Origin of the sequence: uncultured Slackia sp. (assembly GCF_944321625.1) — a bacterium.
In the GTDB taxonomy this organism is placed as follows: domain Bacteria; phylum Actinomycetota; class Coriobacteriia; order Coriobacteriales; family Eggerthellaceae; genus Slackia.
This window is the reverse complement of the sequence record NZ_CALUMA010000047.1, coordinates 49,344-72,576: the sequence shown is the minus strand read 5'-3', so window position 1 is coordinate 72,576 and position 23,233 is coordinate 49,344. Positions and strand designations below refer to the sequence as shown.

Below are 23,233 nucleotides of genomic sequence, written 5' to 3'. Positions count from 1 at the left end.
CGGGTCGTCCCCTCCTCCCTCCCTTAGACGACCCGCGACATCACGCAAGGGCCGTATGGCGATAGTGCCGTACGGCCCTCTGAATTCATGGTAGTATGGGCGGCCGGGAGGTGGTTCTGCGGCATGCAATACGGATTCCATTTCGACGGCACGCGCTGCACGGGCTGCAAGACCTGCATGCTTGCATGCAAGGATTATCACGATCTGCCGCCTGATATCGCATACCGTCAGGTGTACGAATATGCAGGTGGGTCGTGGACGAGCGACCGAGGCGGTCGATGGGAGCAAAATTGCTTCGCGTATTATGTGTCGAACGCTTGTTGTCATTGCGATGGGCCTGCATGCATGAATGTCTGCCCAACGGGCGCTATGCATAAGGACGAACTCGGGCTGGTCAGTGTCGATGCTCGAAAGTGCATCGGGTGTGGTTACTGTGCCTTGTCGTGTCCATATCGTGCTCCCAAAGTCGATCGGAAGGCGGGCCATTCCGTTAAATGCGATGGCTGTCGTGATCGGGTATTGCAAGGCTTAAATCCCATTTGCGTAGAGGCCTGTCCGCTTCGTGCTTTGGATTTCGGCGAAATAGGGGAGTTGCGTACCATGTACGGCGATGTGGCTGAAGTGGCGCCTCTGCCGCCTTCTTGCGCGACGCAGCCGAATCTGGTCGTTACGCTGCCGCACGGTGCTCGCCCGCCTGGATCAAATGAAGGAAACGTAGTAAATCAACGTGAGCTGGTATAGGAGGAATCGTGTCGGAAGTTTGCAGTTCTAAGGGGCGCGCTCAACTCGAGGGCGTGGTATTCGTGGGGCAAACGCTTGCTCCCTTGTTCTTGAACGACCCCGCCCATGGAGCGCTCGATGAAGAGCTTGCTGCCATGTCGTCGCTTGACGTTGACGCTGCGGCGGCGGAATGGCCGTTCGTTTCCGCCGAGGAAGCGTGCGGCGCATTGAGCCTGATGAAGCAGGGACTTTCGGAAGGGCCGCATGCCGATGCCCTTGTCTGGGAGTATCGTCGCTTGTTTGTGGGCCCTGCCAAGATGCCTTGCCCACCTTGGGGTTCGGTGTATACCGATCGCGACTGTGTCGTGTTCGGAGAGTCGAACCTTGCGTTGCGTGCCTGGATGCGCAAATGCGGTATTCAGCGTTTAGGCGATGAGAAAACTCCTGAAGACCATATCGGATTGATGCTCGCGCTTTTGGCTTGGCTTGCCCAAGAGAAGCCGGAGCTCGTGAAGGAGTTCCTCCTCGACCATCTGCTGCCGTGGTCTTCTCATTACCTCGATCAGCTGGAAGAATCCGCGCAGCAGCTTTTCTACAAGGGTCTGGCGCAGATAACCAAGGCAAGTCTCGAGGGTATGCAGGAGGCATTCGGCCTCGAGGTCACTTATCCGCGCTTCTTCCGATAAGAAAGCGACTTGCCATGATTGTTGGCGTAGACATGGCGATGAGCGAGCTGACGCTGGTGCTTTTCACCACGTTGGCTCCATCGGGCACCCTTGCGTTTCTTCTTATGGGTGTCATGTCATATATTGGTCGCATCGACTCCGAGACACGTTCAAGGATTGATCGCCACCTTTATGTTCCTCTGGTTGTGGCTTTGGTGGGACTCGTCATGTCGGCTACGCACCTGGGCAATCCGAGCAATGTGCTCTATGTTTTTGCGCGAACGGGTTATTCGCCCCTATCGAATGAAGTGGCGAGCGCGGCGCTTTTTCTGGCTCTTGCGGGGGTGTATTGGCTGCATTCGTTTTCGCGAAAGCCTGCTCTGCGCTTAAGAGCTATCTGGTTTGCACTCATCTGCATTGCGGGAATCGTGTTTATCACGCTTATTGCATTTGCGTATGCAGCTGACACTATCGTTTCGTGGAATACGCCATATGTGCCAACCAATCTCTGGCTTTCTGCGTTGGTAGGGGGTCCGATTCTTGCCCTCGCTAGCCTGAGGTTAGCAAGGGCCGAGTTCGTCCGAGGTAAGATTGCTCGGATTTTTCTCATAGAATCTTTCATTGCTCTTATCGCCAATGTAGCTTGCATGTCGTTTCAGAACGAGGCGCTTAAGGAAGTGTCAAACGAGTTGTCTACTGCAATTGACCTGGTTCCGTTCTACGGAGTTTGCATCGTAGCGTTTGCTTTGCTTACCGCAATTTCTATAGCGATGCAGTGGATGCTCGACGTGCGTGATGGGGCTTTCGAGGGCGCTTATAGGCGCAAGCGTATGGGGCATGATTCAAACGCGCTGCATGAATCGGGCATCGTTGCGTTGCAGGAATTCGGATTCGAAGACCAAGAAGCAGGCTCGAATCAGCGTAGGGCGGATTGCGTCTCGAGACGTGCGTTTATAGCGAGCGTCATCGCATGCATACTGGTGTTCACGGGCATATTTCTCACGCGTTTTGCGTTCTATTCTATGCATCTCACGATTGGTCTAGGAATGTAAGGGTTCGTTTAGTTTTGTTAATCGGTGTGTGCATGCTAAATTGCAAAATGCCTAAGGGTGTCGTACAGCAGTTTTAAGCATGCATCAGCTTTAAGGTCGCATTGCTTTTGGTCTTATGAGCCGGTTCTTCCAGATTTACGGAAGGGCCGGTTTTTTGTTTGTTCGTCGCTGAGCAAGAACGCTTGTGCTGCTAACCGAATTTCAACGCAATCGCATAGCTGAAGCGAGGAAGGATTTGCGACTTGGCAGCAGCATGATTCGCAAGAATCAGGCAAGGGTTCGGCAAGGTTTATGCAAGGGTTCGGCAAGGTTTGGAAGCTAGCATTGAAATAGTTGAGTCCACATCGGCTCTACAAGTTTTGCCTTGACAATATAGCTTATAGACTATATATGAAAGGAGATGATATGTGGAACATCCAATATTTGAGGACCAAGATGGCTGATCTCGATACTTATCTCAAAAAGCATGGGATTACCGAAGAGCAAATGCAGGTGGCACGCGAGCGTACACGGGCGGAAATCGATGCATATTGCTTGCGGGAGGCGCGTAAGGCGTGCAATATGACTCAAGTTGAGCTTGCCGCCGCAATGGGCGTTTCGCAGAATCGGGTATCCCGCATGGAAAACGGAGAGCTAGGCTGCATGAGCCTCGATTCCATTCGACGCTACATTGAGGCAATAGGCGGCACGATGTCGATTGTCGCGAATCTTCCTACAGGGAGAGTTCTTTTGCGATAGCCCAGCTGCTACTTCTGCGCCGCAACCCAGGCGCGCACGCATTCGAGGAATGCCTTTGTGGCAATTGAGGCAGTGTCGTAGGAGCGAACCGCGATGGCAAGCTCGCGATGCGTGGGGATTTCGGGTTCCACAAACGCCAGGTCGAATGGCGCGTCACGCAGCATGAGCTTGGCGAACAGGCTGAATCCCAACCCTTCGCTCACCATTCCCATGACGGCAAAGTCGTTATCCAGGGTGAACCGCGTTTTGGGATGCACGCCGTGGCGGTCGAAGAGCGCATCGAATTCCGAATGAGCGCTTCCGCGTACTTTTATATAGGGCTCGTTTGCCAAAGCCTCGGCGGGAAAGAAGGAGGCTTGCGCCAGGGGATGGTCGTGCGCGACCACCGCATAGATGGGATCCTGGGCGAGCGGGATGCAGAAGAGTTGCTCATGCGCTGCCGGCAGCACCAAAAACGCGCAGTCAAAGTCTCCGTTCAAAAGATGATTTTCAACCTCGGCCTGGTCTTCGATGCATGATATGTGCAAATCGACTTTGGGATGCTGTTTTAAAAACTCGCTCACGATTCCGGGCAACCAATGAATGGCGACGCTGGCGAATGCCGCGATGCGCACCGTGCCCGATTCCAAGTGATGCATCTCATCCAGACGCGTTTGGAGCGATCGCTCGGTATTGTGCACGTTCTGCACGAGGGGGAGAAGCTCTTGTCCGTCGGGGGTAAGCGTGACACCCGTCCGCTCGCGCGCGAACAGGGCAGTGCCCATCTCCTTTTCCAACGATGCGATTATGTAGCTGATGCCCGCTTGGGTGTAGCCAAGCTCTTCGGCGGCGCCTTTGAAGCTGCCGACTTCCGCCACCTTGAGAAATGCTTCGTACTTGGAGTTGCCCACGCCCTGCTCCTGCTGTCGCTGGTAATTTGCTATATAAGAATATCTTATATCAATAGAAAGATATTCCAGTTTTACTTTTATTGAGGGCGCCACTAAGATGCAGCTTCGGAATTACACACGAGGATGCCGCGAAAAGAGGTGCACGAAATGAAGAGAAGCTGGATGTTCGTTATGCTGGTGGTTCTGCAGACCGCCATTTATGGCGCCGCGAACGTGGTCATGAAAGTTGCGTATACCGACATCCCGCCTCTGTGGTGCACCGCTTTGCGTTTCGGAATCGCGTTTGTCGTGTTCATGCTGCTGTTCGGACGCAATATTGGGTCGCAGCTTCGCTGTGCAGGCTTGCGCGCTTGGTTGCCGTCGAGCATCTGCATGGGGGCGACGTTCATCACCAGCAGCCTGTCCGTCAACCTGACCAGCGCCACGAATGCCGGGTTCTTCATTGCGCTTCCGATGCTGTTTGCCCCTGCGTTCGCGCTGGTTCTCATGCATAGGCCCTATCGGTTGAGCATCGCGGCGCTGCAGCTTGCAGTGCTGGTGGGGCTGTATCTCCTGTGCTGCAATGGCGGTGCGCTGAGCATCGGGCCGGGCGAGCTTGTGGGCCTTGCGAGCTCGGCGTTCTTTGCCGCCGCACTGGTTCTGAGCGAGCGCGATCTGTCGGACGCGAACGCTCATGTGGACGCCAAGGGGCTTTCCGCCACGCAGACGGGCGTCACGTTTGTGTTCGCTCTTGCGGGTGCTTTGCTCTTCGAGCCCACGCCGGCCTTCACCCAGGTGCCGGCTATCAGCTGGGCCGCAATTGCTTTCCTCGCACTATTCGGCACTTGTCTGGCGTTCTTCCTCCAGAACACTGCGCTCGCGCATCTGCCTTCCGCAACCGTTTCGGTGGTCCTGTGCGCCGAGCCCGTGTTCACGGCGGTGCTCTCGGCGATGTTCTTGAGCGAGTATCTGAGCGCGATGGGCATTGCGGGCGCTGCGATCGTGGTCGCCTGCACCGTTGCCGCGACGCTGCTCGATGAAAGGCCTCAGGTGAGAAAGGGTCGTAAGGCCGTTTCGAACGGTTTGGCACAAAGACTCTTGCGGGTATGCCGCCGAGGCTATGCCGTTCGCGCCACCGACGGAGACTGACGCTTCTTCGGTTTCTTCAGGGCCTCTGAATCTTCGTTTGCCTTCAGCAGCATTTGATTTCATGCTCGCAATGGGGGCGATAGTCCGACCGTTGGCAATTTCTCGGAGTATGTAATCCAATTCTTTGTCCAGAATTGGTGCGACGTCAGTTTTGGTGAGTATGTAATCCGATTAGAGGCCTGCAAGCGAATGCAGGTGCGCAATTGGACTTGGTTGCTTCAGGAAAGACCTGGTCAGCGTCTTTTAAAATACGATTTAAAGCGCGCTATAGTCGCAGTAAGCTCCTATGCGATGAAATAATCCTTGGTTTTGGATTACATACTCACCAAAACTGGCGGCGTCGTTCAAATCGACGCAGTTTTGGATTACATACTCCGAGAAATTGCCAATACATTTTTGCCGCAATGCCGCCTGGGTGACCTCATCGTGCTCATTTGTCGCGCAGCATCTCAAGAGCAGCCTATTACAAGGAATCGCATCGTGGCGCATGGCTGAATACTTTCCTGAAGCGCCACTTAGCTTCCCTGCGGGCGGAAGCCGGTCCAAAGAGTGCGTAGTGCCGGGGCCTCTTTGGACCGTTCATGTTCCAGGTTTCTATCGCTTGGCAGAGGCGGGCGGTAATACTGCTTTTCTTAGTAGCATTTGCTTGTACCGATGGTCTTTGGTGGTGATTCGTACCCGCTTGCCCATGATGCGTGCTATGTTGCTGATGAGGGCATCAAAGTGAAAGGGGCTGGCCAGATCCTGATAATAGACAGACGCGATGTCTATTCCTTCTGCGGCGATGGCGTTTCTGCGGCGGTCATCCTTTACGCGATTCGTCCAGCCTTCGTGTGAGTCGAAGCCCTGGTACTCTAATCCAAACTTCTGCTCTGCCCAAAGCAGGTCTATCCTGCGTTCCCCATGTATCGTGTTTACGCGATGATTAAGCGTGGCCCCTTTGAATCCCATGCCCCCGATTCTTGCTGGTCCCGTAACCATAAGCGCTAAGGCTGTTTCCATGGGAGAAGCGGAATTATCCAGGACGTATTTCAGCACAGTGCGGAGTTTTCCCAGTCCATGCGCACCGGGCACGGAATCGGCGAACGAGGCAATTCTTTTACACGAGGTGAGTCGGTTCTCGCGATTGTAGAATCCCCAGTCTTTGATTGTCATGTGGGGCAGCTGCTCTTGCGCTTGGCTTGCGGCAAATGCATAGACGTCTTTTCTGGCTATGTCTGGTTGACTGTAAGTTCGCGTTCCGTACGTTTTAGGGTTCTCTTCTTCGAGTCCAAAAAAGTCTTCAGGCTCGATTTTGCGCATTGCGGACGCGTTCGTTGCTTGGGTCTCAGAAAAACGCGGATTGGTATTGGGTTTGAGCGAATAGACGCCGCATAGCTCGAAGATAGCAAGGGCCGCGTCCAGCTCGGGCAGGGTGGCGCATAGCTGCAACGAGCATAGTTCCGGCGACACCACCATTAATTCGTCCGTAAGGCGGATGAAGGCTCGGTTCGGCAAGTCCGAATGGCATGAGTGTCGGATGACATTTTTCTCAGAATGCGAGTGCGACCTGCCTTTTACGAGAACATGGACGGGCGGTTTGAGATAGGCTGGAAAGCCGCTTGAGGCGAGCGCGTCGAATACGGTTGAAGCGTCGCATGCGTCGAACTTTCCCGTGCGGGGCAAGCCCAGAATGTCGACTTTCGATACATTGGCCGCTCGAAAGAAGTCAAGTGCTGAAATATGGCTAAGACAGACGGTCATAGGTTTCACCGTTTCGTATTGTCGATGTGCTGGCTGGGCAGGGCATCGTTTTTGTTGGCTCCGTAGCGTGTTTATTCACTATTGCGGCACCGTGTTTTGGTCGCTGTGGCGTCGGCGGATCCAGGTGAAGGATGCGCCAATTGCGAATACATTGTCGAATCCGCTGCACGATACCTGTTCTCCCACAGCCAACAAAGCGCCATTTTGGAGAAAGAATCCACAATGAGGGAGAGAAATGGGAGATTAGCTAAGTAACGCGACGCTGAAGTATTTTATTTCTAGAAAATACTTACTATCTAAAAGAAACCTACAATCGGTTTTGCCTGTTCAGAAGCGCATTTGTTTTATAAGATTCCAGAAAACCAACACATCTCATGAAAAAAAGTCTTGACTTATTTTTTCATCGTGATTAAATTTTTCGTTTGCGTATTTACGTGGATTTGCGTATTTCACGCAGGGAAAGCAGGCTTGCAGCAAGGGTTCTGCAAGGGCGTGCGCCAAGCTTATCACAAGGGCTCGGGCGCGGGAACGCCGCTGCGGCAAAAGCCGTGCAGGCTTTCTCTGTAGAGCACGCAAGCGAACGCATACGCATCAATAGTCTGAATCCATTAAGGAAGGAAGACCCGTGGCCCAAGCAACTAGCCTCTATAGGGAGCGTCGCAGCTTTGCGAAGATTCCCGACGTCATGGATGTGCCTAACCTGATTGCCATCCAGACCGAAAGCTTTAAGTGGTTCATGAATGAGGGTATCACCGATGCCTTCAACGACGTGTGCCCGATCGAAAACGCCACCAAGGATATGTGCGTCGAATTCGGCGACCATTACTTTGGTGACCCCAAGTACACCGTGGACGAGTGCAAGGAGAAGGACGTCTCCTATCAGGCCTCGCTCTATGCTCAGGTGCGCTTCATCAACCGCGAGACCGGCGAGATGGGCGAGCAGGAGGCGTTCATGGCCGACTTCCCGCTCATGACCCCGCGCGGTACGTTCATCATCAACGGCACCGAGCGCGTCGTGGTTTCCCAGCTGGTCCGCTCTCCCGGCGTGTACTTCAGCTCCGAGCGCGACAAGACCTCCGACAAGATCATCTACGGCGCAAAGGTCATTCCTTCCCGTGGCGCTTGGCTCGAGTTCGAGACCGACAAGCGCGACATCCTTTCCGTGCGCATCGACCGCAAGCGTAAGCAGCCGGCCACGCTGCTTCTGCGCGCGCTGGGCATCGCTGAGACCCGCGAGGAAATCATCGACATCCTGGGCAACACCGAGATGGTGATGCGCACGCTCGACCGCGACCCCGCCACCACCACGGACGAGGCCCTGATCGAGCTGTACAAGCGCTTCCGTCCCGGCGAGCCGCCCACCATCGACTCCGCCCGCACGCTGCTCGACGGCCTGTTCTTCAACCCGCAGCGCTACGACCTGGCCAAGGTGGGTCGCTACAAGGCCAACAAGAAGCTGGGCTTCGGCGAGGAAAGCGATTCCTCCACGCTCACGCAGGAAGACATCATCGCCACCATGCGCTACATCGTGAACCTGCATGACGGCGTCGAGGGCTTCGTGACCGACGACATCGACCACTTCGGCAACCGCCGCATCCGCACCGTGGGCGAGCTGATCCAGAACCAGTTCCGCATCGGCCTGTCCCGCATGGAGCGCGTGGTGCGCGAGCGCATGAGCATGCAGGAGCCTGACGAGATCAGCCCCTCCAGCCTCATCAACATCCGCCCGATCACGGCGGCCATCAAGGAATTCTTCGGCTCTTCGCAGCTGTCGCAGTTCATGGACCAGGCCAACCCCGCTGCCGGCATCACGCACAAGCGTCGTCTGTCGGCTCTGGGCCCGGGCGGTCTGTCCCGCGAGCGCGCAGGCTTCGAGGTGCGCGACGTTCACAACTCTCACTACGGTCGCATGTGCCCCATCGAGACGCCTGAAGGCCCCAACATCGGCCTGATCGGCTCGCTGGCAACCTATGCCCGCGTGAACAGCTACGGCTTCATCGAGACGCCGTATCGCCGCGTGGTCGACGGCAAGGTGACCGACGACGTGGATTACCTGACCGCCGATGAGGAAGAGAACTACGCAATCGCGCAGGCCAACGAGCCCTTCGACCCCGAGACCCGCGTGTTCGGCCGCACGGTCGACGGCGAGTTCGTGGCTTCCGAGCGCATCCTGTGCCGCACCCGCGACGCTGACGGCGTGTTCGGCGAGCCCGACGAAGTGCCGCCCACCAAGGTCGACTACATGGACGTGTCGCCGCGCCAGATGACGTCGGTGGCTACCTCCCTCATTCCGTTCCTCGAGCATGACGACGCGAACCGCGCGCTGATGGGCTCCAACATGCAGCGTCAGGCTGTGCCTCTGCTGCAGCCCCACGCGCCTTACGTCGGCACCGGCATCGAGCACCGCATCGCGGTCGACTCGGGCGAGGTGCTGGTGGCCCAGAACCCCGGCGTGGTTGACTACGTCGACGGCTCCACCATCATCATCCGCAATGATGAGGGCGAATTCGACGAGTACTTGGTTCCCAAGTTCCAGCGCTCCAACCAGTCCGGCTGCATCAATCACAAGCCTCTGGTGCGCAAGGGCGACGAGGTCCATGCCGGCGACGTGCTGGCCGACGGCCCCAGCTGCGACCACGCTGAGCTGGCTCTGGGTCAGAACCTCATGGTTGCTTACATGACCTGGGAAGGCTACAACTACGAGGACGCTATCATCATCAGCGAGCGCGTGGTTGCCGAGGACCTGCTGACCTCTATCCACATCTCCGAGTACGAGATCGACGCCCGCGACACCAAGCTGGGCCCCGAGGAGATCACCCGCGAGATTCCCAAGATCTCCGACGATATGATCTCTGACCTGGACGCTGACGGCATCATCCGCATCGGCGCCGAGGTGTTCCCCGGCGACGTGCTGGTGGGCAAGGTCACCCCCAAGGGCGAGACCGAGCTTACGGCCGAGGAGCGCCTGCTGCGCGCCATCTTCGGCGAGAAGGCCCGCGAGGTGCGCGACACCTCCCTCAAGGTGCCCCATGGCGCCGGCGGCCGCGTGGTGGGCATCCACCGCTTCAGCCGCGAGGCCGGCGACGACCTGGCTCCCGGCGTGAACGAGCTCGTGCGCGTGTTCATCGCTCAGAAGCGTAAGGTGCAGCAGGGCGACAAGCTGTCCGGCCGCCACGGCAACAAGGGTGTTATCTCCCGCGTTCTGCCCGTCGAGGACATGCCGTACCTGGCCGACGGTACTCCGATCGACGTCATGCTGAACCCCCTGGGCGTGCCTTCGCGTATGAACGTGGGTCAGCTGCTCGAGTGCCACCTGGGCTGGGCTGCCAAGTGGGGCTGGTCCGACGATCCCGATTCCACCGAGCCTGTTGAGGGCCCGACCTACGTGGCTACCCCCGTCTTCGACGGCGCCACCGAGGAAGAGATTGTGGATGCCATCCAGAAGGCCAACCAGAACCTCATCAACCTCAACCATGCCAAGTACGGCGACCTGGCGCGCGACGAGTTCGTGCCCCAGCTGTCCACGACCGGCAAGGTTACGCTCTACGACGGCCGCACCGGCGAGCCGTTCCGCGAGCCTATTACGGTGGGCTTCCCCTACATCCTGAAGCTGGGCCACATGGTGGACGACAAGATTCACGCGCGTTCGACCGGCCCTTACAGCCTGATCACGCAGCAGCCTCTGGGCGGCAAGGCTCAGTTCGGCGGCCAGCGCTTCGGCGAGATGGAAGTGTGGGCGCTGTACGCGTACGGCGCTTCCAACGTGCTGCAGGAGATTCTCACCATCAAGTCCGACGACACCGCGGGCCGCGTGAAGGCCTACGAGGCCATCGTCAAGGGCGAGAACATCCCCGCTGCCGAGGTGCCCGAGAGCTTCAAGGTCCTCATGAAGGAAATGAAGTCGCTGGCCCTCAACGTGGAGATGATCGGCGGCGCCGACCACCATGCCATCAACTTCGATGCGGTCGACCTGGAAACCAGGGGCTCCAAGAACCCCATCCAGTCGCTGATCGAGGCTGATGCGGCCAAGACCGAGGCCGAGGAGCACGACGCCCTCACCGACATCGCGGCCGACCTGCAGTCGCTGATGTCCGAGAACCATGACGGCACCGATTCCGACGTAGAGAGCCTGATCGGCTCCGACGCTTCCGCGACCGACAACGGCGAAGGAGAAGAGCGATAAATGAGCAGCGAATACGATGTGAACAACTTTGACGCCCTGCGTATTTCCCTCGCCAGCGCCGAGGATATTCGCAGCTGGTCGCACGGCGAAGTGAAGAAGGCCGAGACCATCAACTACCGCACGCTCAAGCCCGAAAAGGACGGCCTGTTCTGCGAGAAGATCTTCGGCCCCACCAAGGACTGGGAGTGCGCCTGCGGCAAGTACAAGCGCGTCCGTTTCAAGGGCATCGTCTGCGAGCGCTGCGGCGTGGAAGTCACCCGCAGCAAGGTTCGCCGCGAGCGCATGGGCCACATCGAGCTGGCCGCGCCCGTGAGCCATATCTGGTACTTCAAGGGTTCGCCCTCGCGTCTGGGCTACCTGCTCGACATTCCGCCCAAGGAGCTGGAGAAGGTGCTGTATTTCGCATCCTCCATCATCACCTGGGTCGACACCGAGGCTCGCGACGAGGACGTCGACGAGCTGCGTGACGAGCTTGCGGCCGACCTCGAGGAGCTGGACGCCGAGCGCGACCGCTTGATCGAGGCCACCCGTCGCCTGTCCACGGAGTACGTGCCCGAGGACGACGAGTTCATCGACGACATCGACGAGGACGAGCGCATGAGCCCCGAGGAGGTCGACGAAGAGATCGCCGACATCTACGAGGAGTTCCAGGAGCGCAAGGCCCTGCGTTCCGAGGCGTTCGACGCGTTCCTGAAGATCGTGCCCAAGCAGCTGGTTCCCGATGAGGCGCTGTATCGCGAGATGCGCCTGAACTACAGCGACTACTTCCGCGGCGGCATGGGCGCCGAGGCTGTGCGCGACCTGCTGGACGCCATCGATCTGGAGAAGACCGCCGAGGATCTCAAGGAAATCATCGAGACGGGCAAGGGCCAGCGCCGCGCCAAGGCCATCAAGCGCCTGAAGGTCGTGGACGCGTTCCTCAACTCCGATCGCAAGCCTCACGACATGATCCTGGACGTCATTCCGGTCATCCCGCCCGATCTGCGCCCCATGGTGCAGCTGGACGGCGGCCGCTTCGCGACCTCCGACCTGAACGACCTGTATCGTCGCGTGATCAATCGCAACAACCGCCTCAAGCGCCTGCTCGACCTGGGCGCGCCTGAGATCATCGTGAATAACGAGAAGCGCATGCTGCAGGAGGCCGTGGACTCCCTGTTCGACAACGGCCGTCGCGGCCGTCCCGTCACGGGTCCCGGCAACCGCCCGCTGAAGTCGCTGTCCGACATGCTCAAGGGCAAGCAGGGCCGTTTCCGCCAGAACCTGCTGGGCAAGCGCGTGGACTACTCCGGCCGTTCGGTTATCGTCGTCGGCCCGTCCCTGAAGCTGCATCAGTGCGGTCTGCCTCAGCAGATGGCACTGGAGCTGTTCAAACCCTTCGTCATGAAGCGCCTGGTGGAGCTCGAGTACGCCGCCAACATCAAGGCTGCCAAGCGTGCGGTCGACCGCGGCGCGAGCTATGTGTGGGACGTGCTGGAAGAGGTCATCGTCGACCATCCCGTGCTGCTCAACCGCGCACCTACCCTGCATCGTCTGGGCATCCAGGCGTTCGAGCCGGTGCTGGTCGAGGGCAAGGCCATCAAGCTGCATCCCTTGGTGTGCACCGCGTTCAACGCCGACTTCGACGGCGACCAGATGGCAGTCCATGTGCCGCTGGGCAACGAGGCTCAGGCCGAGGCCCGCGTGCTCATGCTGTCCTCCAACAACATCAAATCACCTGCTCACGGCCGCCCGCTGACCATTCCTACCCAGGACATGATCATCGGTCTGTTCTACCTGACCTCCGTGCGTGACGGGTTCCCGGGCGAGGGACGCGCGTTCATCGACTTCGACGACGCGCTCAACGCCTACGACGCCCGCGCCGAGCTTGACCTCCAGGCCAAGATTCGCGTGCGCCTGACCCGCGACACCAAGGTCGCCACGTCCTACGGCGTGTTCGAGGAGTACAAGGCCGGCGAGCTGATCGAGACCAGTGTTGGCCGCATCACGTTCAACAACGTGCTGCCCGAGGATCATCCGTTCATCAACTACGAGATGAACAAGAAGGAGATCGGCCGCCTGATCGAGGACTGCGCGAACCGCTACAGCATCTCCGAGATGCCCGCCATCCTGGACGGCCTGAAGGACGCTGGCTTCCACTACGCCACGCGCGCCGGCATCACCGTATCCATTTGGGACGCCACGATTCCGCCCAACAAGGGCGAGATCATGGCCGAGGCCGATGCCAAGGTCGCCGCGATCGACGAGGACTACGAGATGGGTCTCATGAGCCCCGAAGAGCGTCATCGCCAGGTCATCGACATCTGGAACGAGACCGCCGACGCCGTGGGCGACGCGATGGCTGCGAACTTCGACAAGTTCAACCCCATCTACATGATGGCTTCCTCCGGCGCTCGAGGCAACATCAAGCAGATTCGCCAGCTGGCCGGTATGTGCGGTCTGATGGGCAACACCAAGGGCGGCACCATCGACCGCCCCGTTAAGTCGAACTTCCGCGAGGGCCTGTCGGTTCTGGAGTACTTCATCTCCACGCACGGCACCCGTAAGGGTATGACCGACACCGCGCTGCGTACCGCTGACTCGGGTTACCTGACCCGTCGTCTGGTGGACGTCGCTCAGGACGTCATCGTGCGCGAGATCGACTGCGGCACCACCGAGGGCGTGCCTTACCCGCTGCACAACGAGAAGGGCGAGCTGGACGAGAACCTGGTCGGCCGCTGCCTGCTCGAGAACGCGGGCGAGCTTTCCGCGGGCGAGTACATCGAGTCCATGGATGAGCTCAAGGCTCTCGAGGCCGCGGGCATCACCGAGGTCGTCATCCGCACGGTCATGACCTGCCATGCCGAGCACGGCGTGTGCCAGAAGTGCTACGGTTGGGACCTGGCCACCGGCCGTCCCGTCAACATCGGCACTGCTGTGGGCATCATCGCTGCGCAGTCCATCGGCGAGCCCGGCACGCAGCTGACGATGCGTACGTTCCACGCCGGCGGCGTTGCTGGTGAGGACATCACGCACGGTCTGCCTCGCGTCACCGAGCTTTTCGAGGCGCGCAAGCCCAAGGGCCAGGCGGTGCTTGCCGAGATCGCAGGCACGCTGCAGGTGACCGGCGACAAGACCACCAAGACCCTTACCATCCACGATGCCGAGGGTAATTACCGCGAGTACGTGGTTTCGGCTCGCGCCCAGCTGCTCAGCGGCGTGACGGATGGCTGCGAGGTCAAGGTTGGCCAGCAGCTGACCAAGGGTTCCGTGAACCCGCACGACCTGCTGCGTCTGACCGACCCCAACACCACGCTGCGCTACATCGTTGCCCAGGTCCAGGACGTGTACGTGTCCCAGGGCGTAGAGATCAATGACAAGCACATCGAGGTCATCGCGCGCCAGATGCTGCGCAAGGTGGTCGTGCTGGACGCCGGCGAGTCCGACCTGCTGCCGGGTCGCCAGGTGAACCGCTACGAGTTCGAGCGCGTTGCGCATGAGTGCGAGGCCGAGGGCAAGCAGCCTCCCGTGGGCCAGCCGCTGCTGCTGGGCATCACCAAGGCATCGCTCGCCACGGATTCGTTCCTCTCGGCTGCGTCGTTCCAGGAGACCACCAAGGTGCTCACCGACGCCGCCATCGAGGGCAAGACCGACCACCTGGCCGGCCTGAAGGAGAACGTCATCATCGGCAAGCCGATTCCTGCCGGTACGGGCCTGCCCCGCTACCACAAGGTGGGCCTCACCTACAAGGGTCAGGCCGTCAAGCCCGAGGAAGAAGGCACGCTGCCCGATTACGCTCCCGCCGAGCTGCGCGAGATCGAGAGCCTGCTGCCGCAGCGCCCCGACTGGTCGCTCGACGACAACTACATGGGCGCGTACCCGAGCTACTTCGGCGCCGGCAGCTTCCGCGGCGGTCGCGGCCAGCAGCTCTCCGACGAGGATGCACGCCTCTACCTGTACGACGACCTGGGCGTTTCGCAGCGCTGGGCCAATAAGTTCAGCGAGGCCGGCATCGAGACGGTGGGCGATCTGGTTGGCTACACCGAGGACGAGCTCCTGCGCATCGAGGGCATCGGCGCCAAGGCTCTGGAGGAGCTGAAGGCCGGCCTGGAGGAGCATGAGCTGTCCTACCTGCTCGAGGACGACCTGGCTGCGTCCAACGACGACATGAGCCAGCTGCTCGACATGGTGTTCAGCCCCGATGACACCATCCTCATCGGCGGCGACGCTCCTGCGACCTTCAACACCGAGGGCGAGGAGATGCTGGGCGAGGCGCTGCCTCCGCGCAGCTACCATCGCGACCTGAGCGAGCTCGACGCCCTGCTGGGCGGCCTGGGCGACCTCGGCTTCGGCGAGACCAGCAAGAAGCATGAGGAAGAGTCCGACGAAGACTAGTCTTCGCGCAAAGGCTCTTCCATCTGCGGATTGATGCATCAAAGGCGACCCTTCGGGGTCGCCTTTTGTGTTAGGGTGGCGAGCAGTCAGAAAAGGGGAGGAATGCAATGGAAACCATTCTGTATGTGGATGCGTGCGTGAACCGTGAGACGTCGCGCACCGAGCGCTTGGCGCAGGCGTTGCTCGCTAAGTTGACAGATGGGCGAGAGGCGCACGTTTCGACGCTTGTGCTGGAAGATGCCGACATGCGCCCCTTGACGGGCGACGATGTGAATCGGCGCACGCAACTCGCTCGCGCGGGCGCTTTCGACGACGTGTTGTTCGACGCGGCAAAGCAAATGAGCCAGGCCGATACAGTGGTCATAGCGGCCCCGTATTGGGATTTGTCGTTCCCGTCCAAGCTTAAGGTGTACGTAGAGCATCTGTGCGCGCAGGGCGTGACCTTCAGATACTCCGAGGCCGGCGTGCCGGTGAGCCTATGCCGCGGCAAGCGCCTGTATTACGTCACCACGTCGGGTGGATATGTGGGCGAACTCGATTTCGGCTATCAGCAGATCAAGGTGCTCTTCACGCTGTTCTTCGGGTTCGAGACGGCGGAATGCTTCCGCGCGGAAGGCTTGGACATTGTCACCAACGACGCTGATGCTATTATGTCCGAGGCTCTGGCTAACATTGAGTCGGCCCAAGTTGATTAACGCAGGCAAGGTGCGGCAACGCAAACGAAGTACGCGATAGGTGAGCAGCATGGGTAAGAAGAAAAAGGCGACGAAGCCGGTAGAAAAAACGCAGGCGAAAAGTCCGGAAAGCACGAACGTGGTCGTTCTGGGCGATGAGCAGGTGGAGGGAGCGGAGCCGCTCGTGGCTGCTGATGCTGCAGAGGTCGCAGTGGTTGCTGACGCTGCGGAAGCCACTGACGCCGCAGGGATCGCAGAGGCTTCCGATGCCGTCGCCCCCGCGCCCATCGCGCCCATGACGGTGCCTGTCATGACGCCCGACGAGCTGACAGCGCACATCCTTGAAGCTGGCGGCGCCATCGAGGACTCCATCATCGCCATGCGTCGCTACTTCCACGCGCATCCTGAACTCTCCACCAAAGAGGTCGCTACGTCCAACAGCATTTGCGTGCGCCTCACGCGCATGGGCATTCCGTATGAACGCGTTGCGAAAACGGGCATTATTGCCACCATCAAAGGCGAAGCGCCCGATGCCTACGATGACCAGGGCAATCCGCGTCGCCGTATTGCCCTGCGCGCCGATATCGACGCGCTGCCCGTAACCGAGGAGACGGGACTGCCGTACGAGTCGCAGAACACGGGCGTCATGCACGCCTGCGGCCACGACTGCCATATCGCTATGATGCTGGGCGCCGCTCGCATCCTGAACGATATGCGTTCGCAGCTCCATGGCGAGGTGCGCATCATCTTCCAACCGGCAGAGGAGATTTCTATCGGTTCGCGCATGATGATTCGCGCGGGCGCCCTTGAGGGCGTGGACGGCTTGTTCGGCATGCATATCTGGAGCGATGTGGAAGCGGGCAAGATTTCATGCGCACCTGGTCAGCGCATGGCGAATACCGACTGGTTTCGCATCGATGTGGCGGGCGTGAGCGCGCACGGGTCCATGCCGCACAAGGGCGTGGATGCTATCGTGGTCGCCGCAGAGCTGGTGAACGTCATTCAGACATTGGTGAGCCGCGATATTTCGCCGTTCGAACCGCTGGTGGTGACCGTAGGCGAGATTCACGGCGGCGAGGCGCGCAACATCATGGCGGGATCGGCTTATCTCACGGGCACGGTGCGTACCTGGACCGAAAAGACGCGCAAATCCATTCCGGAACACTTGGAGCACCTGGTCAAACGTACCGCAAAGGCGCTGGGAGCCAGGGCGAAGCTCACGTATGAAGAGGGCAACGCCGGCTTGGTGAACGACGCTGCGAGCGCCGCCCGCGCAGAGCAGGCCGTGGTCAAGCTGTTCGGCGAAGATGCGCTGTCCGATTACCAGGGCACGCTGGCGGGCGAGGATTTCGCCGAATACCTCAAGATTGTGCCCGGCGTGTTCGCGTTCGTCGGGTGCCGCAATCCCAAGGTGGGGGCGGAGCATCCGCAGCACAGCTGCTTCTACCGCGTGGACGAAAGCGCCCTTGTGCGCGGCTCGGAGTTCGCAGCGCAATACGCCGTAGATTTCCTGGCGGAATAGAGGCGGCTCCCACCATGTCCGGCAATTCGCACACGCTTATAACGCCCAGCAAGAAACCACCGTATTTTGTGGGGCGGCCTATCGAATTCACAGGGTACGTGGACGATTTCGAGCGCGCCATCGCGGGTATCGAGTTTTCGCTGGACGGCGGAGACAGTTGGACGCCGTATGCCACCGAGGCTGTGGACAAGGAGCGCGGCGTGCGATGGCGCTTTGTATACACACCGCAGAAGCCGGGGCGGTATTTGCTGAAGGCGCGCGCGGTTCGCTCGGACGGCACGCCTTCGTCGTCGCTTGTGACCGGCTTCGCCTTCGAAGTGCTTCCTGCCATGACCATGTTTGGAAGCGCCCGCGTGCGCGCAATCGGAGGCGGCACGTTGGGCGGCGGCTGCCTGTTCCGCTCGCGTGAGCTGGTTGACATCACGCCCGACGATGCGGTGTTCCTGGCGCGTTCGCTGGGCATCGCCACCATCTATGACATGCGCACGCGCCGCGAGGTGGCGGCGCATCCTGAGCCGTATCTGGTGGGCACCAAGACCATCGCGCTGGAACCCGCCGAGGAACGTCGCAAGAAAGACGCCGACAAGCGCCTGGTGGCGGGCGTGATCGGCGCATACGGCGAACCCGAGGAGCGCATGCGCGAGAACTACCGGCGTTACGTGCGCGAATACCCGCTCATCGGGCAGGCGCTGCGCTCTATGGCGGCCGAGGGAACGCCGGCGCTGGTGCACTGCGCGAACGGCAAGGACCGAACGGGCGTGCTTGCTGCTGTGCTGCTTAAGGCGGCGCGGTTCGACGACGATGCCGTAATGGAAGATTATCTGCGCGTTAACGACGACCATGCCGATTTGATCGCCTCCGAAGCGGAACGCCTGGGCGTCGGCATGACGCAGCGCGAACGCTCCATCCTCATGTCGTTTCTGGAGGCGCGGCCTTCGTATCTGGAGGCATTCTTCGACGAGGCAGCGCGCGTCTACGGCTCGTTCGAGGGCTATGTGCGCGACGGCCTGCGCCTGACCGACTCCCACATCGAACGTCTTCGCATGCTGCTCCTGCCGCGTTGATGAACTGTGCGTAAACGACAGAGGTTTCGTCTTGCACTCCAGCGTGTCGTAGTAAAATAACAGCTTGTGCGTATTACGCGTATCGCAATAATCGATAGGAGCCTGCCGCATGTCCAATAACCTCACCTCTCGTTACGGCACCATGGTGTTTTCCGACCACGTGATGAAGCAGTACCTGCCTTCTGACACGTACAAGATGCTCTCGCGCACCATCAAAGAGGGCAAACCGCTCGACTTGGATGTGGCCAACACCGTGGCGCACGCGATGAAGACGTGGGCCATCGAGCACGGCGCCACCCACTTCGCGCATTGGTTCCAGCCGCTGACGGGCATCACGTCCGAGAAGCACGACTCGTTCATCGAGCCCGTGGGCGACGGCACCGCCATCACCAAGTTCTCCGGCAAGGAGCTGGTGCAGGGTGAACCCGACGCGTCGAGCTTCCCCAACGGCGGTCTGCGTGCCACTTTCGAGGCTCGTGGCTATTCCGCGTGGGACCCCACGAGCTACGCGTTCATCAAGGACGAGGTGCTGTGCATCCCCACGGCGTTCTGCTCGTACACCGGCGAGGCGCTGGACAAGAAGACGCCGCTTCTGCGTTCCATCTCTGCGATCGACACGCAGACCAAGCGCGTGCTGGCGCTGTTTGGCAAGCACCCTTCGCGCGTGGTGGTGAACGTGGGCACCGAGCAGGAATACTTCCTGATTTCCGAGAAGGATTACGAGAAGCGTCAGGATCTGGTCATGACCGGCCGCACGCTGTTCGGCGCGCCGCCGTGCAAGGGCCAGGAGCTTGACGAGCACTACTTCGGCGCCATCCGTCCTACGGTGAACGCCTTCATGAAAGAGCTCGATGACGTACTGTGGGGCTTCGCCGTTGCGGCGAAGACCAAGCACAACGAGGTGGCACCCGCCCAGCACGAGCTGGCTCCGGTGTTTTCCAACGTGAACCGCGCCATCGACGAGAACCTGCTCACCATGGAAGAGATGAAGCTGCTGGCCAGCCATCACGGCCTGGTGTGCCTGCAGCACGAGAAGCCGTTCGAGGGCATCAACGGATCCGGCAAGCACAACAACTGGTCCATTGGCACCGAGGACGAGAATCTGCTTGACCCCGGCGACACCCCCGAGGACAACCTGCAGTTCCTGGTGTTCCTCACCTGCATCATCGAAGCGGTGGACGACTACCAGGACCTGCTGCGCATGAGCGTGGCAAGCTGCAGCAACGATCACCGACTGGGTGCCAATGAGGCTCCGCCGGCCATCGTGTCCATCTTCCTGGGCGACGAGCTTTCCGCGATTATCGACGCGCTTGCCGAAGGCCATGAGGCTAGTCACGCCTCGCGTGCCTCGCTCGACTTCGGTGTGGACGTGCTGCCCAACCTGGAGCGCGATACTACCGACCGCAACCGCACCAGCCCCTTCGCCGTCACGGGCAACAAGTTTGAGTTCCGCATGCCGGGCTCTTCGGTGAACGTGTCCGATGCCAATACCATGCTGGACACCGCCGTTGCCAAGTCGCTCAAGAATTTCGCCGACGCCATGGAGACACGCGGCGAGGAGGACTTCCGCACCGCTGCCGTGTCGTACATCAAGCGCGTGCTGTCCGAGCACAAGCGCATCCTGTTCTCGGGCGATGGCTACTCGGAGGAGTGGCACGAAGAGGCGCGCCGTCGCGGCCTGTGCGATTTCCCCACTACCGCCGACGCGCTGCCGAGCTTCGTGGCACCCAAGAATCTGGCGCTTTTCGAGGAGATGGGCGTGCTCTCCGAGACCGAGGCGCGCAGCCGCTACGAGGTCAAGCTTGAGAAGTACAACAAGCTCATGAACATCGAGTGCACCACCATGCGCCGCATGGCTCGCCGCACGTATCTGCCCGTGATCAGCGCGTATGCCACCAAGATCGCCAAGGGCATCACCACGATTACCGAGGCCATGCCCACCGCCAGCATGGCGCACGAGCGCGCCGAGCTTGCCACGCTGACCGACGGCGTGAGCGCGATTTACGAGGATTTGGACGAGCTGGCTCGCCTGCACGAGAAGGCTGAGACGTGCTCCGATTCGCAGGAGAAGGCCAACGTCTATGCGCATGAGGTGAATCCTGCGATGGAGCGCCTGCGTGCCGCCGTCGACGCGATGGAGCCCATCGTGGCGCGCGAGTACTGGCCCGTGCCCACCTACGACGACATCCTGTTCTACGCGTAAAAATGTCGCGCCGGTCTTCTGGCCGGCGCCTGTGGTGAACGGATGTGGCGCTGTTCGCAAGTTGCGCCGCCCATTTTGAACCGCCTCCCATTTCTTGGACATGAGAAGTGGGAGGTTTCCTTATGACGGGAAGGCCTTTGTACGGCATCGATCTGGGACGTCGCGCCGCCGAGCTCTACGAAGGAGGGCATGGCCGCGATGCTATCGCGCTGCGAGGCAGCTGTGCTGCGAGGCAGTCGCAATTCCCCTCACCTCTAATGCGTCGGGGTAGCGCTCTCTCGATCGACGGTAGCATTCTCTTCTGCCAGTTCTTTCGTATTCCGTGGACGTTTTTGCGAGTTTACCGGGATGGATTTGGCTGTCATGGGTTGATTTTGGGTGTTTCGTCCTCTTTTTCGTATCGAACGAAGCGAGCCGTTCTCAACGTCCTTCAGAAACGCCTGGAAATAGCTATCGCTAACTTTTTTATAGGGATGCATAATCCGGGAAAGTCGCAAAAACGTCCACGAACTGTCAGTTTCTTGGCCGGCGAGTTGGTCGAATGCGCTCATGCTTTGCGACGGAGGAACTCTAATCTTACTCAGCCTGCTTTGTGTCTGGTTTGAATCGAGCTGCCCGTTTGTTGAAGCCCTGTGCTCCATGAGGATGTGCGGGGTGCCTTCGTGTATGATGCAATATTTGGAAATGATGCGCGCCTCGGCGCGCTTGCGAGTAATCGCCGATACACGAGGTGAAATATGGGATTTCGTTCTAAACTTGCGGCGTTCGCGGGCCGTGCGGCTCGCTGGGGCGGCGAGACGTTCATGCATCGCGCAGCGGGCAACATCCCGGGCGCGATCGCGCTCAAGATTGACCCGCTCGTTTTGACGGATCTGGCGCGCCAGGTGGATCCCGTGATTGTGGTTTCGGGAACTAATGGCAAAACAACCACAACGAATCTTATCGCCGACTGCCTGGCCACCTCCGGCAGGCCGCTTGTGTGCAACCGCGAGGGCAATAACTTGCAGTCCGGCGTGGTCACGGCGCTGTTGGTGGGGCCGGAAAAGGGGAACGTGCGAGAGGCGGGCGCGTCATCGACGCCAAAGGCTTCGCCGGATTCCCAGACCGCTGTGGGCGCCGCAGTCTCCGCCAAGCCCATCGTATGTTTCGAGTGCGACGAGCTTTACACCAAGTTCGTCTTGCCGCGCGTGAAGCCGCGCTATTTCATGCTGCTTAACCTGTTCCGCGACCAGCTGGATCGCTTCGGCGAAATCGACCGCATCCAGGATGTGATCGCTGAGGCTCTGCTCAAGACACCCGAAACCATCTTTATCTACAACGGCGACGACCCCTTGTGCGCGGCCATCGCCGACCGCGTGTCCAACAGGTCGTTTGCGTTCGGCATCAAGGGCGACCTGGGGCTTTCCGCCGACCGCGTGAGCGACAGCCGCTTCTGCCAGAAGTGCGGCGGCGTGCTGGAATACGAATACGTGCACTATGACAAGCTGGGCGCATACCGCTGCAAGGAGTGCGGATGGGGCAGGCCCGAGCTGAAGTTCGCCGCCGAGAACGTGCGCGCGACCGACGAAGGCTTCGTGTTCGACATTGATGGGCACGAGGTGCGCACGGGGCAAACGGGCGTGTACATGGTGTACAACGTGCTGGCGGCCTATGCGGCATCCAAGATGTCCTTCCTGGTGGAATACGATGGTTTCCAAAAGAGTGTATTGGCGTACCGGCCTACGAACGGACGCTTGCAGGTGTTCGATTTCGGCGAGCGCAGCGTGATGACCAATCTGGCCAAAAACCCCACTGGCTTCAACCAGAACATCCGCATCGTGCTGCAGGAGCAGGGGCGCGTACTGGCCTTGTTCGTCAACGACAACGACCCCGACGGGCACGATGTCTCGTGGTTCTGGGACATCGACTTCGAGAACTGGGCGCATATCGAAGGCCTCAAGGCGTTCGTGGGCGGCAGCCGCGCGAACGACATGCAGGTGCGCTTGAAGTATGCCGGCATCAAGGCCCAGATTGTGGATAACGTCGCTCAGGTTATGGAAGCGACTTGCGCCGAGGATGGACGCGCTTACATCATTGCCAACTACACGGCGTTGCCCGAAGTGCGTCGAGAGCTTGAAAAGCTGCATGCTGAATGGGAATCTACAGGAAATATTCCCTGGAGTGAACAAGTTTCGAATTCCGTTCAAGATTCTCAAAGTGATAAAGCGCAAAATATAGTACAAGACTCAAATATAAATGAAGTTTCTAAAGGAAACCAAGTATCCAAAGAGGGGAACTAAT

The 23,233-nt window shown here is 59.6% G+C and carries 15 protein-coding genes; 12 read left to right on the top strand and 3 right to left on the bottom strand.

Annotation, left to right across the window (positions count from 1 at the left end; all coding sequences use genetic code 11):
- Positions 1-87: 87 nt before the first annotated feature.
- From Q0J60_RS04370 to Q0J60_RS04355, 4 genes are all read left to right on the top strand, one after another.
- The gene (locus tag Q0J60_RS04370) at positions 88-741 is read left to right on the top strand and encodes a DMSO/selenate family reductase complex B subunit (RefSeq protein ID WP_367178783.1); all 654 of its coding nucleotides are present in this window, start codon (positions 88-90) and stop codon (positions 739-741) included.
- An 8-nt stretch (positions 742-749) separates the two neighbouring features.
- Positions 750-1,406 (top strand): Tat proofreading chaperone DmsD, encoded by a 657-nt coding sequence (dmsD, locus tag Q0J60_RS04365; protein ID WP_294439023.1) that lies wholly within the window; start codon positions 750-752, stop codon positions 1,404-1,406.
- A 14-nt stretch (positions 1,407-1,420) separates the two neighbouring features.
- A complete protein-coding gene (locus tag Q0J60_RS04360; protein ID WP_294439022.1) occupies positions 1,421-2,437 on the top strand; it encodes a DmsC/YnfH family molybdoenzyme membrane anchor subunit in 1,017 nt (338 codons plus the stop codon).
- A 405-nt stretch (positions 2,438-2,842) separates the two neighbouring features.
- Positions 2,843-3,175 (top strand): helix-turn-helix transcriptional regulator, encoded by a 333-nt coding sequence (locus Q0J60_RS04355; RefSeq protein WP_294439021.1) that lies wholly within the window; start codon positions 2,843-2,845, stop codon positions 3,173-3,175.
- A gap of 8 nt (positions 3,176-3,183) precedes the next feature.
- Here Q0J60_RS04355 and Q0J60_RS04350 read toward each other — a convergent pair whose 3' ends face one another.
- Positions 3,184-4,065, bottom strand: coding sequence for a LysR family transcriptional regulator (locus Q0J60_RS04350; protein ID WP_294439020.1), 882 nt, complete (start codon positions 4,063-4,065; stop codon positions 3,184-3,186).
- Positions 4,066-4,212: 147 nt separating this feature from the next.
- Between Q0J60_RS04350 and Q0J60_RS04345 the strand changes: the two genes are divergently transcribed.
- Positions 4,213-5,193, top strand: a complete 981-nt coding sequence (locus Q0J60_RS04345; RefSeq protein ID WP_294439019.1) for a DMT family transporter — start codon at positions 4,213-4,215, stop codon at positions 5,191-5,193.
- 594 nt (positions 5,194-5,787) lie between these two features.
- Here the strand turns inward: Q0J60_RS04345 and Q0J60_RS04340 are convergent.
- Positions 5,788-6,936 (bottom strand): hypothetical protein, encoded by a 1,149-nt coding sequence (locus Q0J60_RS04340; protein ID WP_294439018.1) that lies wholly within the window; start codon positions 6,934-6,936, stop codon positions 5,788-5,790.
- 625 nt (positions 6,937-7,561) lie between these two features.
- Between Q0J60_RS04340 and Q0J60_RS04335 the strand changes: the two genes are divergently transcribed.
- The 6 genes from Q0J60_RS04335 to Q0J60_RS04310 all read left to right on the top strand — a co-directional run bounded on the left by Q0J60_RS04335 (position 7,562) and on the right by Q0J60_RS04310 (position 20,953).
- Positions 7,562-11,119: a DNA-directed RNA polymerase subunit beta gene (locus Q0J60_RS04335; protein ID WP_367178782.1), complete on the top strand. Its 3,558-nt coding sequence runs from the start codon at positions 7,562-7,564 to the stop codon at positions 11,117-11,119.
- Entirely contained in the window at positions 11,120-15,490 is a 4,371-nt protein-coding gene (locus Q0J60_RS04330) for a DNA-directed RNA polymerase subunit beta' (protein ID WP_294439017.1), read from the top strand.
- 107 nt (positions 15,491-15,597) lie between these two features.
- On the top strand, positions 15,598-16,185 hold the full coding sequence (locus tag Q0J60_RS04325) for an NAD(P)H-dependent oxidoreductase (protein WP_294439016.1): 588 nt from the start codon (positions 15,598-15,600) through the stop codon (positions 16,183-16,185).
- Between the two features lie 49 nt (positions 16,186-16,234).
- Positions 16,235-17,686 (top strand): amidohydrolase, encoded by a 1,452-nt coding sequence (locus tag Q0J60_RS04320; protein ID WP_294439015.1) that lies wholly within the window; start codon positions 16,235-16,237, stop codon positions 17,684-17,686.
- Between the two features lie 14 nt (positions 17,687-17,700).
- Positions 17,701-18,750 (top strand): tyrosine-protein phosphatase, encoded by a 1,050-nt coding sequence (locus Q0J60_RS04315; protein WP_294439014.1) that lies wholly within the window; start codon positions 17,701-17,703, stop codon positions 18,748-18,750.
- A 109-nt stretch (positions 18,751-18,859) separates the two neighbouring features.
- Positions 18,860-20,953 carry a glutamine synthetase III gene (locus Q0J60_RS04310; RefSeq protein ID WP_294439013.1) on the top strand — a complete coding sequence of 698 codons (2,094 nt, stop codon included), beginning with the start codon at positions 18,860-18,862 and terminating at the stop codon, positions 20,951-20,953.
- Between the two features lie 254 nt (positions 20,954-21,207).
- Here Q0J60_RS04310 and Q0J60_RS04305 read toward each other — a convergent pair whose 3' ends face one another.
- Positions 21,208-21,504: a hypothetical protein gene (locus tag Q0J60_RS04305; RefSeq protein ID WP_294439012.1), complete on the bottom strand. Its 297-nt coding sequence runs from the start codon at positions 21,502-21,504 to the stop codon at positions 21,208-21,210.
- A gap of 186 nt (positions 21,505-21,690) precedes the next feature.
- Between Q0J60_RS04305 and Q0J60_RS04300 the strand changes: the two genes are divergently transcribed.
- Entirely contained in the window at positions 21,691-23,232 is a 1,542-nt protein-coding gene (locus Q0J60_RS04300; RefSeq protein WP_294439011.1) for a MurT ligase domain-containing protein, read from the top strand.
- Position 23,233 lies beyond the last annotated feature (1 nt).

Bases quoted from the DNA above. Each gene is read 5' to 3' on its own strand.
- Q0J60_RS04355 (WP_294439021.1), top strand. From the start codon at position 2,843: ATGTGGAACATCCAATATTTGAGGACCAAGATGGCTGATCTCGATACT.
- Q0J60_RS04310 (WP_294439013.1), top strand. From the start codon at position 18,860: ATGTCCAATAACCTCACCTCTCGTTACGGCACCATGGTGTTTTCCGAC.
- Q0J60_RS04370 (WP_367178783.1), top strand. From the start codon at position 88: ATGGTAGTATGGGCGGCCGGGAGGTGGTTCTGCGGCATGCAATACGGA.
- Q0J60_RS04345 (WP_294439019.1), top strand. From the start codon at position 4,213: ATGAAGAGAAGCTGGATGTTCGTTATGCTGGTGGTTCTGCAGACCGCC.
- Q0J60_RS04320 (WP_294439015.1), top strand. From the start codon at position 16,235: ATGGGTAAGAAGAAAAAGGCGACGAAGCCGGTAGAAAAAACGCAGGCG.
- Q0J60_RS04315 (WP_294439014.1), top strand. From the start codon at position 17,701: ATGTCCGGCAATTCGCACACGCTTATAACGCCCAGCAAGAAACCACCG.
- Q0J60_RS04340 (WP_294439018.1), bottom strand. From the start codon at position 6,936: ATGACCGTCTGTCTTAGCCATATTTCAGCACTTGACTTCTTTCGAGCG.
- Q0J60_RS04325 (WP_294439016.1), top strand. From the start codon at position 15,598: ATGGAAACCATTCTGTATGTGGATGCGTGCGTGAACCGTGAGACGTCG.
- Q0J60_RS04360 (WP_294439022.1), top strand. From the start codon at position 1,421: ATGATTGTTGGCGTAGACATGGCGATGAGCGAGCTGACGCTGGTGCTT.
- Q0J60_RS04300 (WP_294439011.1), top strand. From the start codon at position 21,691: ATGGGATTTCGTTCTAAACTTGCGGCGTTCGCGGGCCGTGCGGCTCGC.
- Q0J60_RS04330 (WP_294439017.1), top strand. From the start codon at position 11,120: ATGAGCAGCGAATACGATGTGAACAACTTTGACGCCCTGCGTATTTCC.
- Q0J60_RS04305 (WP_294439012.1), bottom strand. From the start codon at position 21,504: ATGAGCGCATTCGACCAACTCGCCGGCCAAGAAACTGACAGTTCGTGG.